Source organism: Pseudoxanthomonas sp. CCNWLW251, from assembly GCF_037402255.1.
GTDB lineage: Bacteria > Pseudomonadota > Gammaproteobacteria > Xanthomonadales > Xanthomonadaceae > Pseudoxanthomonas_A.
Genome location: NZ_JBBEGA010000002.1, coordinates 1,134,166 through 1,147,367 on the forward strand (window position 1 = coordinate 1,134,166; position 13,202 = coordinate 1,147,367).

Genomic DNA, 13,202 nt, shown 5'->3' on the forward strand with positions numbered 1-13,202 from the left:
TTCTCTCGCGATGTCATGCGTGCATCTCCACGGTTACGCTCGTTCCCAAGCCGGGGCGCGAACGGATGTACAGGCGGCCGTTCGCAGACTTGACCCGCTCCCGCATGCTCAGCAGGCCGAGCCCACTGCGCGCGTTCGCGTCATCGGTCGTAAACCCGCGCCCGTTGTCCGACACACGCAGGCGCCAACGATTGCTCCGTGCCAGCAGCATGATCTTCATTTCGCGAGCTCCCGAATGCTGGATCGCATTGCGGATGGCTTCCTGCGCCACCCGGTAGACGCACAAGGCGCCTTCCCCTTCAAGGGCGTCGGCGTCAGGGTCCACATCGAATCGGAGCGCGATCTCGCCTCCCCATTTCCCCTCTATCACCCTGACCAACTCGTCGATCGCCCCGGCGATGCCCGCGTGCTCGAGCACCGCGGGATGCAGGCTGTGCGAAATATCCCTGACCTCATCGATCAATCCACGGATCCCGGTCGTCAGCTCCTCGATCGCAGGATGCAGCTCCGGTGGACTACGAAGCTTCAAGGCGCTGAGCGCGATCGAGAAGAATGTCAGCTTCTGATTCACGCCATCGTGCAGCTCTCTCGAGATGCGGATGCTCTGCTCTTCCTGACTCTGCATCAACCGTGCCGCCAGGCTCTTGTTCTGTTCACTGGCGACGGACAGTCTCTGCAGGATGTCGTTCCTCTGTCGTGCCTGGATGGACAGCGCATGGACCAGGACACCGGCAGCCAGGGTCCACAGCTGCATGATGTAGCTGTTGACCAGGCCGATCTCGAATGTATCCACCTTGTCCAGCTTGATGGCGACCACGATAGCCGGGAGGAACGCGACGATCAGGCCCACGCTGGGGCCGAACCTGCCGAACTGGAATGCCGCCACCATCAGCAGCGGAATGGGTGCGAAGAGCGCCAGGGGGACGCTGCTCAGGTTCGAGGGAACCGCGTTCCAGGCCAGGATCGACAGGACCCACAACCCGATGCTGAAGAGCGCGAACCCGATCACCTGTTTCCTGATATCGCGCCAAGGGGGGAATCGCGAGCGGAGCAGGTCGACGACCAGCGGGGTGACGAGCATGAACCCGACGGCGAACGCGGTCGTACTCAGCATCCACAAGCGCGGCAGGGAAACATCGTCGCGGATCAAGGCGACGACGCCGATGAATCCCGACGAACATGCGCATGAAACACCCACGACGACGAAGAGGAAGAACCTCACGAGGTGACCGATCGAGGGGAACATCGTCACCTGGCCCGGCACCAGCTTGATGGTCGCCGCACCTGCGGCCATGCAGGCGGACAGCCAGAGATAGCCCAGCAAGGGAATGGCGATCATCCCCGAGCGCAGCACGAAGGCACACACGCCCCCAAGCACGAATCCAGACAACAGGAAGGGCCAGAGCCTGAGTGGCCGGCAGATGAGGAAGGCCATGATCAGCCCGCCCGGAATCCAGATCGACGTGATCTCGGCCGGACGCACAAGCAGAGCATGCGACGCCAACTGCCCAAGCAATCCACAGGCATACCCGATACCTGCGCCTTGAAGGCGTGACCGCCACAGCTCCGGCATCCTGGACCGGCTGATCTCAATCTTTCCCGCCACGGTGTCGCGCACAGTCATTACCCGCCCCAGCGCCTGGTCAGATACATCGTCCGTGGATCCCCTGTTTGTGAGTCTGCAAGAGTCGCCCCCTTCGATCAAGCACGGCTGTCCCAGTAAATCTACTTACCGGACCTTTGCGCGCCGATGCGGCGGGGCGCCTCAGTAGTTCTACTGAACTCATTCGCGTCAAAGAACGGCGCAATTCATGGTTGTTTGCGGATTGATCGCCGTGGCTTACCTCCAGAGAATTCTTGCCTGTCGTTCGATGCGTGAATCCAGCGGCCTACGCATCGCTTCCCCGGATTCCATTCCGGCCATGCCGTTGAGGACGAAGAACTCATGGAATCCCTGCTCGACATGCTGCGGACCTTCGGCACCGAGATCCTGGCCAGGCCGGAGGGCCCGTTCGCTTTCCGCTTCATCCTGCAACCACTGATGTCGCTGCTGATGGCCACGCGCGACGGCATCAAGGACGCACGCATGGGCAGGACGCCCTACTTGTGGCACATCGCCTCCACCGACCCGCAGTCCAGGCGTGCAGCCGTGCACGAGGGACTGCGCTCGACGGGCCGCATCCTGCTGCTCGGCGTACTCATCGATGGCGTCTACCAGTACAAGGTGATGGGGGGCCTGGTCCGCCCCCTTGAGGCGCTCGCCATCGCCTTCATCCTCGGCTTCCTGCCCTATCTGCTGTTCCGCGGCCCCATCGCCCGGTTGGCCCGCATCGTGCTCCGTCGCAAGCAGTCTGCAGGACAGTGACTGATTCCCACGGAGATCCCATGTACGCCACCACTGAACGCGACCCTGAGGCCATGCCACACACCGAGAATCCTTCCGTGCAGATGGGCGCGCGCCGCACTGGCATGGCGTACCAGCGCACGCGGCTGGCCGCCGAGCGGACGCTCATGTCGATCATCCGCACGTCGCTGTCGCTGATCGGCTTCGGCTTCACGATCTTCCAGGTGTTCAGCAGCGCGCAGAGCCTCAGCGAGATCAGCATCGGCGCGAATGCGCCGCGCAACTTCGGCACCGCGCTGGTGGCGCTGGGGATTGGCATGCTCGTTGTCGGAATCGTCTACCACGTCCACTTCATGCATGCGCTGCGCGCAGACCGCGAAGAGGGCGTCGCGTCGGGCCAGATCCGCGGGATCAGCCCCTACCCGGTCTCCATGACGCTGGTGGTGGCCTGTGCGCTGCTGCTGATCGGCATCCTGGCGATCTCCAGCATGGTCTTTGGCGTACATCCCTTCGGTTGACGCCGCCCCGTTCCCCCTGCTGTCGGAAGCATGCGCATGGAGATCGTTGAAGCGATCGTCACGGACGCCACGGCATTGGCCGTGCTTTTCATCGAGGCCGTGGTGCTGGCCGTCATCACCGGCGCAACCCTCCTGGCGGCCGGGAGGATGCTTGGGCTGGTGGCCGTTCCGGCATCAGCGCGCATGGAGCGCTCACGCCGCATCTGGTTGGACTACGCGCGCTGGCTGGTTGCAGGGCTGACGCTGCAGATCGGCGCGGACATCCTTGAGTCATCGATCGCTCCGACGTGGCACGCCATCGCGCAGCTGGGTGCCATCGCCTTGATCCGGACCTTCCTCAACTACTTTCTGGAACGCGACATACGCGAAGTTTCCGAGCTCGCCGACAGGCACGGAACCGCGGGGTAACGACGAGGCCTGCGCATTTCCCGGAGCCCACCATCGTGAACAACGCATCCGGCGCATCCCAGGGCCGCGGACGCGCGGCAGGCGCAGTCCGTGCGTACTCGCTCATGCGCGGCGGACTTGTCTATGCGCTCATCCGCCGTTCTTTCGGAGAGCGGTCCCGGCGGCTTCATGTCTGGCTTGCGGTGGTTTTGGCCTCGATCGCCCTGCTCCCGATCGTCGCGGCCACCTTCGCCAACGACACCCTGTACGGCGACACCGTCGACGTCCCCCTGATCGGCGATTTCTCGACCCTGGCCCGGTTCCTGCTTGTCGTGCCCCTCCTGGTGCTGGCAGCCCCAGGGTGCGACCGCCTGATGCGCCGGACCCTCTCGCATGTGCCCCGCTGCGGTCTGGTCCCCCATGAAAAGCGGGCGGCGTTCGACCGTCTGCTCGAGCGCGTCTGGTCCCTGCGGGACCCTCGCTGGCCGGAAGCGCTGCTGCTGCTCCTCGCGTTCACACCCGTGCTCTTCATGCAAACCACGTTCGATGCCATGCCCGGCATCGAAAGCTGGAGAAGTGTCCGCGATGGGCCGGGGCGGTTTGCCGCGGGATGGCTGGACCTGGTCGGCCTCCCGCTGTTCCGCTTCGTCGTCCTGCTCTGGCTGTGGCGATTCGCGATGTGGACCTATCTGCTGTGGCGCCTGTCGTGGCTGCATCTGCGCTTCGATGCCGGCCATCCGGACGGCTCGGGCGGCATCCTCTTTCTCGGCGAATCCCAGTTCCGTTTCGCCGTGCTCGCACTTGCGGGCGCGATCCTCGTCTCCGCCAGCTGCATGAACCATGTGGTCCATCTCGGAGAAACGATCGAGCAGCAGAAGCACATCCTGATCGGCTACCTACTCCTGGCCGTCGGGTGCCTGGTGTCGCCACTGCTGCTGCTCGCCAGGCGGCTGTTCCGGGTCAAGCAGAAGGCGCTTCTGGCCTACTCCGAACTTGGCCATCTGTCGGCGACGGACTTCGGCCAACGGTGGCTGCAATCGGCGCCTCCGAAGTCGTTGCTCGATTCTGGCGACTCGTCGGCGATAGCCGACTATGCCGCGGTCTACGCGACGGTTCGGGGAATGTCCATCTTTCCGATGACGCGCGCCACCCTGGCCTGGTTCGTGCTGGTCACCGCCTCGCCCTTCCTTCCGCTGTTCATCGTGGCCATGCCTCTGGAAGATCTGGTGAACAGGCTGATCTCCGTCATCGCGTAAGGCCCAGAATGCCGCGGCCACCAGAAAGGTGGCCGCGGCATTCTGGAGCGAACGGCGAGCACCCGCCCCGCCTGTCAGCCGGGCGGCACGACAACCACGTACTGCACCGTTGTGCCCACGTACTGGGGCTGGTACCACGTGCTTCCACATTGCTGGTAGGTGATCCCGTTGACATTCACGGGCACGCATTGGGGCGGCACTGTCTTCACGATGGAGCCCACGATCGCATTGGTGACCACCACCCCTGCGGTCACTGCCGAAGCCACGGCGAAGGGGTGATGATCCCAGTCATCCCAATCGTCCCAATCCTCGTCGTGGTCATGGCCGTGATCGCCGTGGTACGGCGGCGGTGGGGGTGGCGGGTGGCCATATCCGCCATGCTGATTGCCCTGTACGTTGACGTTGATGTTGTTGTTCTGGTTGATGTGGACCCCTCCCCCTTGGACTGGCGGAGCCGGCCTCTGGACGGGTGGCGGCGAAGGGACACGCGGCGCGGACCTGTCTGCGGCCCTGTTGACGCTGGTCTTCGCGCCTGCCCGTGCCTTGAGGGCTTGCGCGATTGCGTCCTGCGTCAACTGGGGAACCAGCAAGGAGACGGCAAGGCATGCACCGATGCAGTAGGTGTGACGTTGGCTCATGACGTTGGCCCTAGTTGGTGTTGTCGGAGTCGGCAGGAAGCTTCAACACGATCGAAGCCGCGTCTTTGGGTGCTTCGAACCGGAACGTGGACTCGGGCACGGGGGTATGCACATCCCAGTCCAGCTGGGCGCGGAACTCGGGAAGCGCCGGATCGTCGACATTGGTGATCACGATCTTCTGCGGCAGCCGGCTGTCGCCCGCGATCCAGACCTGCCAGTCCACGCCGGGTTGGCGGAACGCATACTGATCGGTCTTCGTGGCGCCCACGGTGGCCGGCCCGATGTAGACCGCCGATGTCAGGGCATCCACGGGCAGATCGGGCGTGCCCCAATAGAACAGATCCGCCAGGGGAAGCACGATGCCGTAGTCCCTTCCGGCGTTGGTCACCAGTTCGTCGAGCGAGCGGGCGCGCGTCGACGCGCTGGCGTAGTAGTTGAGCCTCGGCGAGTAGACGGTGAGGTCCTTGCCGTCGAAGTAGATCTGGCGATGCCGGCGGTCGCTCTCCAGTTCCACGTACAGGCCGTCAGGGCGGCGCGCACGATAGGTGATGCGCTGGTCGAGCTGGATCTTCTGGCCCGTCTCCAGCACCACGTCGATGCTGGAAACGCTTCGCACCGAGAAGCTGTCGAGCATTCTCAGCGCGCTCGCCATCGACTCGAGCGCTGCGACCGCTTCGGGATCCCGCCTTGTCACGGTGCTCGCATCGGCCGTGGATGCCGTGTCCTGCGCAGCCAAACCTGTGTGGGCCATGCACAGTGCGAGCAGCGGGACGAACGCCGTCCGTCGCCATGTTGATGAGGTCATCTCCGTCTCCTGTTTCGGGGTGGTACGGGTGGAATCAGAAAGGTGCGCCGATCTCGAGGAATGCCACGCCTTCTCCTCCTTCGCGCAAGCCGTAGCCGAACATCAGCGGTCCCAGCCAGGAGTCGAAGCCGACATAGACACTGCCGTTGAGGATCCCGTCATCGAACGCCATCCTCGAGCGAAGTTCCCAGGCATTTCCGTACTCCAGCGTCATGCCGACACTGGCGGAACGTCCCAGGATCCTGGCGAGCTGATAGCTGTAGCCTGCCGTCAACAGGGCGTAGTTCTGACCGGTCAGCTCGTTGAAATGGAAGCCCGCCAGGCGTCCGCGGCCACCGAGTCGGTAGCGCTCCTGAAGCGGCAGCACGCCATCAAGCGTGGTGTGATAGGCGCCACCCAGCTGAAGGGCGTGCGGCCCGAAGTCCTTGGCGGCCAGCACGTCCACTTCCATCTTTTCATAGGCGCTGTCGCTGCCCAGCCACTCTTCGGACGCAGTGTAGGCGAGCGCCGCGTAGTAGCCTGATCGCGGAAAGAACAGGCTGTCGAGCCTGTCCACCGTCGCACGCACTGCCCAGGCGCCGTCATCGGAATCGAAGGAGCGCAGCGCCGGTATGCCAACCTCGACATCGGCGCGTCCGCGGGATCGCTGCAGACCGACGGAGACCGCGGCGTGGTTGCCGAACTCACGACCGATCCGGACATCGGCGTCCCAGGTGCGGATGTTGTAGGTCGCGATCTTGTCGCCGGTATCGTTGTAGAGGTGGACGTTCGGATTCCTGTAACCCAGCTTGCCGTAAAGCTGATAGCGGTTGGCCAGATCGAGGGGACGGAAGTACTCCGCCTTGAGGCCTGGCTCGCTGCCGATGTCGACGCTGAAGCGCGCCTCGGCGCCATACTCCGAGATCGGCGACATCAGCACCGCGGCACGCAGGTTGCTTTCGTGGTTTCCGGAGAAGTCCGAACCGGCGCGCATCCCCACCTGGATGTAGTTGGGGCCATGTGTCTTGGGTCGGGCGCGGACCAGCACGCCGGTGCTGCCGTCTTCCTGCACGACCTCGTAGGTGATGCTGGCCAGCGTGCCCTGCGCATAGGCGCGGAGCAGCGCGTCCTCCATCCGGTCCGTATCGAGCGGCTTTCCTACCTGATCGCTCACACCCCTCAGAAGCAAGGCGTCGGCATAGCGTGTCTCGTTGTCCAGCCTGACGAAGTTGACGATGACATCCCGATCCGGCGACTTCCGCCTGTGCGCCGCGTACAGGGCATAGACCGCCTCCGGCACGGTGAGCCGGGCCAGGGCGCCCTCAGCCGCATCCGCCGCCTCGCGACCGATACGAAGCGCATCCTGCGCCTTGGTGAAGTCGCCCGTAGCCACTTCGGTGCCGAGGTCGGGAACGATCAGAACGTCCTGCTCACCCAGTGTCGACAACTGCGCCGCAGCGCTCCTCGTCGTCATCATGGTCGTGATCTGGGATACCACGTCCAGGACATTCGCGTCTGCGCCGTGCTTCGTGAGCGGCGTGCCGACATCGACGGCGATGACGATGTCAGCCCCCATCGATCGCAGTACGTCGACGGGAACCTGGTTGGCCAAGCCCCCGTCCAGCAACACGCGGTCATTCATCTCGACCGGCTGGAAGATGCCCGGCAACGACATGGACGCACGCATGGCCATGGCCAAGCTGCCATGGCCCAGGACCACGGCCTCGCCGGTATTGAGATCGGTCGCCGTGGCGCGGTAAGGGATGGGCAGCGCATCGAAGTCGTCGATGGCACTGACGCCCAACGTCTCCCGCTCGAACAACGCCAGGATGCGCTGCCCCTGCAGGATGCCGGGCGAAAGCCGCAGCCTGCCGCCGCGGATGCCGACCCCAAGGGTCGCCAGCCGGTCGCGATCATCCTGCTTGCGACGAAACGAGCGCTCCGGCCTGGCCAGGGAATCATCGAAGAGCTGCATCCAGTCCATGGACGTCACCAGCGTCTCGAGTTCGTCGATGCTCTTGCCCGAGGCGTACAGGCCTCCGACCAGCGATCCGATGCTGGTACCGGCGATGCAATCCACCGGGATCCGCATCTGCTCGAGTTTTCTCAGCACGCTGACGTGCGAGATGCCGCGCGCGCCACCGCCGCCCAGCGCGAGTCCGATGGACGGCCGGTCGCTACCAGGCTCAGGCCTGCAGGCGCCTTCAGCAACGGACGGCTCCGCCGCCAGGACCTGCTGCGAGCAGGCGCATAGCGCCGCCAGAAACAGGCCGCGACGGAAGAAGGGCATTCCGGGAACAGAGCGCGAAGATTGTTTCATGGGATGTAGGGAAAGAATGGGTAGAGCGACGCGATGCGTCAGAAACCCAGGACCTTGAAGCCCAATTCCAGACTCCAGTCGCCTGGACGCTCATTGCCGAACATCACGCTCGGCTTCGCATACACCTGCGCCACCCCGCCGAACGCCTTGCCCACGACGCGGCCAGCCGTGATCGCGACGCTGCCGAACCTGGCGTCCTTCTCCCAATCGAGATTCAGCGCGGGATCGAGCGTGATGAAGGTGCGGGGGTCCGCGAGCTTGGGCACGTAGTAGAGGTCGATGGTGGTGGCGTTGACATCGGGCCGGTGGCTGTCGCCACCCACATCCAGGCTGTGGACGAGCGCCGGCGCGAAGATTCCCTTCGGCAGGAACCTGGCGTAGATGAAGGTTCCCTTGAATACATGCTTGCCGGCTCCAAGCTCGTCGCGCGAGGCGGTATCGAAGATCATCTCCGCCTGCGCCACCAGCCCCCGTTGTCGGGTCAATCCGAACACGTGCGTCCCCGTCACCGAGACGTCGCCCAGCCCGAAGCTGTCGTCGCCGACGATGTCGTTGCTCACCACGGGAACCCTGAAGCGCAGGCTGTAATCCTGCTTCTCGCCAAACGGCAACGTCAGGTCCAGGCGTGGCGAATGGCGTTCCATGCCCCCGTCGAGGTCGTTGTACTCGTAGGCCACGACCGCCGACGTGGTCAGTCGGGTGGGGTCGGTTCCATTGTTCGGCGCCGGCTCCTGCTCTTGCGCGGCAGCGCCCAGCGGGGCCAGCGCAACACTGCAGATCACCGGCAGCACACACCTGCGCGCAACCGCAACGCTGCGCGTCATGACGTTCTTCATATGTCTCCTTGGCGGGCCTATCGTCCTGCGGGCAACTGCTTGAACATCTCGACGATGCCTGCGTGCACACCCTCATTCAGCCGTTCCTGCGAACTCGGGATCGTGCCCTTCGCCGTACCGCGCCACACCGCCTGCCGCGTGCGCGTGTCGAACAGGTCCACGACCAGGGTGCCCACCTCGTACGTACGCACGGAGGTGCCGACGGTCCCGACCGCCCAGGGTCCACGCCATCCCCATCCGGCATAGGCGGGCCCGTTGTAGAAGGTGTCGACGTCCTGGCGTTGCTGAGTCGCCACATGGGCTGCGATGGCAACGTCCGCATCTGCGGATTCAGACCAGCCACGGGCGACCAGCTGGCTGTTCACGCCCTCGACGATCCTTTGCCGCAGGAGTGGCGAAACGTCCTGCGGCGGTTGGATCCAGCGGAACGTCCTGTAGCGGGCGAACTCGCCCCGGGGATCGGCATCCGTGCTCACCGTGGGCGTGCTGGCGCACGCGGCCACCAGCGACGCGAGCAGAAAGAGTGCAGGCTTCTTCATGTCATGCTCCAACCTTCGACATGTTTGTCTCTGCGCTCAAGGCGCCGGCTTGGCCACGGGGAAAGCCCAACTGCCATCCAGTATTTCCGGACGCGGGCGATACAGCCGCACCATGTAGTTCCAGCCCGTCGTCACCGGGAGGCAGTTCGTACTGTCGGCAGTGCAATCGCCGAACCTCACCGTGATCGTTCCGTCTGCGCCCTTCTTGCCCGTGATGCTGTTGATGGAATAGGCATTCAGTGCATTGGGCTGGAAGAAGCCCTCCTTCGTGTAAACGGTGATGGACCAGAACGCATCCACGGGAACCGCGCCAACCGTCAACTCATAGGGCGTCTTCCCATCGTTCTTCTCGGGAAATACGTTCAGGTAGACCGCGTCCTTGTCCGGGTTCAGCCCCCAGCCGGACGCGGCGGCGGCGGCGCGGCGGACTGGATTGACGGCCGCGATGTCGCGGCCGGCCGCGTAGCGCAGGTCGGGCAAGGTGTCGGACAACGCGATCAGTGCCTCGCGGACACGCTTCTGGCTGACCGGATCCCACGCAGGAATCTCGAAGGTGCCCGGACCGCCGGGTTGGCTCACGGTGATGCCATCCTGGACACCGTTCGCCCGCTTCATGTCCTCGGGATCGTTCGGATCGGCCAGGATGCGGATGCCCACCATGGCGTAGCGCGTTCCGACGCGTTCCCGGGTCAACGTGTAGGTGCCGGGGCCGTAGAAGACATCAGGATTGAAGTGATCCTGGTTGATCACCAGTGCCGAGACGAAGCGGTCGCCCGCCTCCGGCAGCGTGAACATCACCGGCCCTGCATCCAGGTCGAAGACGCCGGACGAATAGATCGTGTCGCGGTTCAGGCGGACGATCAGCTGCTTGTCCACCGGCGCGGCTTCACGGGTGTGCTTGAAGGTTCCGAACGCACCATCCTTGGTCTGCGCGGCCATGTACACGTCGGATTCTGCGCGGATGAAGTTGTCCGGCGTGACCAGAATCTTTCCGTCCGACGTTTTCTTCCAGAAACGGGGATCGCCCAGGTCGGGAATGGCGGTGGCGGGCGGCGTTTCGGGGGTGGCGGCGGCTTGTCTATCCACGGGTGCTTTCTCCTCGGGAGATGCATCAGGCGTTGGGTTGCACGCGGCGAACAGCGCGGGCGAGAGGATGGCTACGACAGCGATGGCGATCTTGGAAAGGCTCATCAGGAACTCCCTGCAAGGATGGTGGGCGGACGCGCGCGGTGCCGCGCACACCGCACGCGGGCTTCGTCAGGCGACGCGGACCGCCCGGGGAGGCGTCCACGTCCCGTCCAGCGCGGCAGGCTTGGGCCAGTACTCGCGCATCACGAGGAAGAACGGCCCCGCAGGCGCAGGAAGCCAGTTCGGCTCCTTGTCCCGCCCCGGCGACGCATGCTGGATGTACAGGGTTATGCTGCCGTCCTGTCCACGCACCAGATCGCGCTCCATCGGTGAATTGATCAGATACCGATTGATCGGGTTCGCCGTCAGCAGACTGGCTGGCAGTTCGTACATCGTCAGCGACCAGAAGGCGTTCACCGGCGGCAGCCGCCCGGCCTCGAACGTGAGCTGGTAGCGATGCACCGACGCATCCAGGGGCCTGCCTTCGGCATCGACGAAGTAGACGGGATAGTTGGCCTCGTCCTTTGAGTTGCCGTAGATGCCGAGTACCGCCGATGCCATCCTCGCCAGGTAGTCGTTCTTGAGAAACTCGCGCGTTCCGAACCCATCGGCGCTGCTCCTCCGGCCGGTGTCGACCTGCTCTTTCTTAAACGTGGCGAAGGCATTCCATGCCTCCGACATGCCGGCTACGACAGCAGTACGCTGCTCTTCCGTCAGGCGGTCGGCATCAAACGCGAGACCGGCACCGATGCCGTACTTCGCGAAGCGCTCCATGAGGCCCACTTCGCTCGCGTGGATGGGAGCGAACTGGAGCAGGAAGTTCAGGACCGCAAAGAACCGGGGGGAGTCCTTCTGGGCCTGAGGGTTGAGCGGAGGAATGAAGTCCACCGGCGGCAGAGCGGGCGGCGCAGCCACATCCATGAACCGGGACAGAGCTTGCACAACGTACTTCGACTGGATCCTCTTGACCTCGTCGAGATCCGCTTCATCGAACAACTGCGTCCGATACAGGACGAAGGCGAACTGGGTCTCGCTGCGGATGATCCCATCGATGCCCGCAGGCGCCTCGCCAGTCCAGTCGGGCCCGGCGAGCAGGTAGTTGCCCGCGGCGCTTCCCGTCGCCCGGCTGCCCACGTACGCAAAGTTGTGCGTGTACATGTCGACGAACTGCAGCGAGTAATAACGCGATTCGGGCACGTCCGGCACGGAGATGACGATCGGCTCCGCCCGCAGGTCCGCGCCCAGGAAGGTGTAAGGCGTGTCAGAGTTTGGCGTCTGTATGGCCTTGTCGTCGGGCGTGTAGACGCGCGCCACGCTGTGCGGGACGTTCCAGGCCCCCTTGTACTCCGGGTTCTCCTCATCGATGAAGTACGAGTGCTGGATGCGGTAGCTGTCGACCATCGGGAAGCCATAGATGTAGGCCTCCTTGTAGACGTCCGCGGCGGTGACGTTCGATTTCATGGCGCTTTCCTTGACTGTTGTTTGCGACGCGCACTTGGCGCCGGTCGTTTCGATTCGACGTCAGAATGCGAACGCATAGCCGATGACGGGGCCTGTCATCGCCAGGTCGGTACGCGTACCAGCACTCTCGAGTTCGACTTCCAGATGGCGATAGCCCAGCAGGACCCTGCCGTTCCCGATGCTGTAGTGCGCCATCAGGCTCGCATTCCACGCACCCTCGGTCTGTCCCGCGGAAACATCCGCGCGCGCGGTGATGCGCCATCGATCCGACGGCGCCCAGGTGTAGCGGGCGCCCAGCATCGCGTCGAGGTAATCGTCCCCCACATCCAGAACGCGCCCGGCGAGTTGCGGGTTCTCCGGATCGATCTCGACTTTCAGGTCCGCATCGATCCAGCGGACACCACCGAAAAGATCGAGTCCGCGATCACGCTGCCCCCCCGGGATCCACACCCAGGCCGCCTCGAATAGCCTGGTATCCAGGTCCGTCTCGGTCCTCGCGAAGTCGCCGGTCCGACTCTCCGAGATACCGAGGTAGGTGAAGTCGGCGAACGCACCGATCTTGTCGCCTCTCCCTTCGGCGTGCACCTGCAGCGATCCATCGAGCTTGTCGAGGATGTCCGAGAACGCCATCTCGGAGGATCCCTCGATGGGCGGCCGCGCGGCTTCCAGGTCCGAACGGATAGTGGTGGCCCACGCATACGGCTCCACCATCCAGTCCCAGTCGTTGGCGCCCGCAGGCGCCGAGGCCACCGCGACCCCCATTGCGACAAGCAGCCGCACGTCCATCATGCGCATGACCATCTTTCCGTTGCTCCATCCCGAGAGCCATCTGAAGTCCATCCGTCGCGTGGCGCCAGATGTAAGACGCATCCTCCCGGATCAGCGTCGATTCCAGTATGCAGACCCGACCAGCGCCGGGATATTCGGAGAAGCAACAGACATGACTACGCAGAAATACTTAGAACTCGAGGCAGTGCACGCGTAACGCCCC

At 64.2% G+C, this 13,202-nt stretch carries 13 protein-coding genes; 4 read left to right on the forward strand and 9 right to left on the reverse strand.

Annotated features, from left to right (window positions below; genetic code table 11):
• Window positions 1-13: 13 nt before the first annotated feature.
• A complete protein-coding gene (locus tag WBN46_RS12475; RefSeq protein ID WP_337731788.1) occupies window positions 14-1,624 on the reverse strand; it encodes an ATP-binding protein in 1,611 nt (536 codons plus the stop codon).
• Between the two features lie 321 nt (window positions 1,625-1,945).
• Between WBN46_RS12475 and WBN46_RS12480 the strand changes: the two genes are divergently transcribed.
• The 4 genes from WBN46_RS12480 (at window position 1,946) to WBN46_RS12495 (ending at window position 4,505) form a co-directional block, all read left to right on the forward strand.
• A complete protein-coding gene (locus WBN46_RS12480) occupies window positions 1,946-2,365 on the forward strand; it encodes a hypothetical protein (protein ID WP_337731789.1) in 420 nt (139 codons plus the stop codon).
• Window positions 2,366-2,448: 83 nt separating this feature from the next.
• Window positions 2,449-2,862, forward strand: coding sequence for a DUF202 domain-containing protein (locus WBN46_RS12485; RefSeq protein WP_337731927.1), 414 nt, complete (start codon window positions 2,449-2,451; stop codon window positions 2,860-2,862).
• A gap of 36 nt (window positions 2,863-2,898) precedes the next feature.
• Window positions 2,899-3,270 (forward strand): DUF1622 domain-containing protein, encoded by a 372-nt coding sequence (locus tag WBN46_RS12490; RefSeq protein WP_337731790.1) that lies wholly within the window; start codon window positions 2,899-2,901, stop codon window positions 3,268-3,270.
• 35 nt (window positions 3,271-3,305) lie between these two features.
• Window positions 3,306-4,505: a hypothetical protein gene (locus tag WBN46_RS12495; RefSeq protein ID WP_337731791.1), complete on the forward strand. Its 1,200-nt coding sequence runs from the start codon at window positions 3,306-3,308 to the stop codon at window positions 4,503-4,505.
• Between the two features lie 74 nt (window positions 4,506-4,579).
• On the opposite strand, the gene WBN46_RS12500 is transcribed toward WBN46_RS12495, so the two are convergent.
• From WBN46_RS12500 to WBN46_RS12535, 8 genes are all read right to left on the reverse strand, one after another.
• The gene (locus WBN46_RS12500; protein ID WP_337731792.1) at window positions 4,580-5,143 is read right to left on the reverse strand and encodes a hypothetical protein; all 564 of its coding nucleotides are present in this window, start codon (window positions 5,141-5,143) and stop codon (window positions 4,580-4,582) included.
• A gap of 10 nt (window positions 5,144-5,153) precedes the next feature.
• A complete protein-coding gene (locus tag WBN46_RS12505; protein ID WP_337731793.1) occupies window positions 5,154-5,948 on the reverse strand; it encodes a DUF2092 domain-containing protein in 795 nt (264 codons plus the stop codon).
• 34 nt (window positions 5,949-5,982) lie between these two features.
• Window positions 5,983-8,217 carry a patatin-like phospholipase family protein gene (locus tag WBN46_RS12510; RefSeq protein ID WP_337731794.1) on the reverse strand — a complete coding sequence of 745 codons (2,235 nt, stop codon included), beginning with the start codon at window positions 8,215-8,217 and terminating at the stop codon, window positions 5,983-5,985.
• A gap of 68 nt (window positions 8,218-8,285) precedes the next feature.
• Window positions 8,286-9,083: a hypothetical protein gene (locus WBN46_RS12515; protein ID WP_337731795.1), complete on the reverse strand. Its 798-nt coding sequence runs from the start codon at window positions 9,081-9,083 to the stop codon at window positions 8,286-8,288.
• Window positions 9,084-9,100: 17 nt separating this feature from the next.
• Window positions 9,101-9,622 carry a DUF4136 domain-containing protein gene (locus tag WBN46_RS12520; RefSeq protein WP_337731796.1) on the reverse strand — a complete coding sequence of 174 codons (522 nt, stop codon included), beginning with the start codon at window positions 9,620-9,622 and terminating at the stop codon, window positions 9,101-9,103.
• Window positions 9,623-9,658: 36 nt separating this feature from the next.
• Window positions 9,659-10,813, reverse strand: a complete 1,155-nt coding sequence (locus WBN46_RS12525; protein ID WP_337731797.1) for a DUF1214 domain-containing protein — start codon at window positions 10,811-10,813, stop codon at window positions 9,659-9,661.
• Between the two features lie 66 nt (window positions 10,814-10,879).
• Window positions 10,880-12,211 carry a DUF1254 domain-containing protein gene (locus tag WBN46_RS12530; protein WP_337731798.1) on the reverse strand — a complete coding sequence of 444 codons (1,332 nt, stop codon included), beginning with the start codon at window positions 12,209-12,211 and terminating at the stop codon, window positions 10,880-10,882.
• Between the two features lie 60 nt (window positions 12,212-12,271).
• Window positions 12,272-13,006: a hypothetical protein gene (locus WBN46_RS12535; protein ID WP_337731799.1), complete on the reverse strand. Its 735-nt coding sequence runs from the start codon at window positions 13,004-13,006 to the stop codon at window positions 12,272-12,274.
• Window positions 13,007-13,202 lie beyond the last annotated feature (196 nt).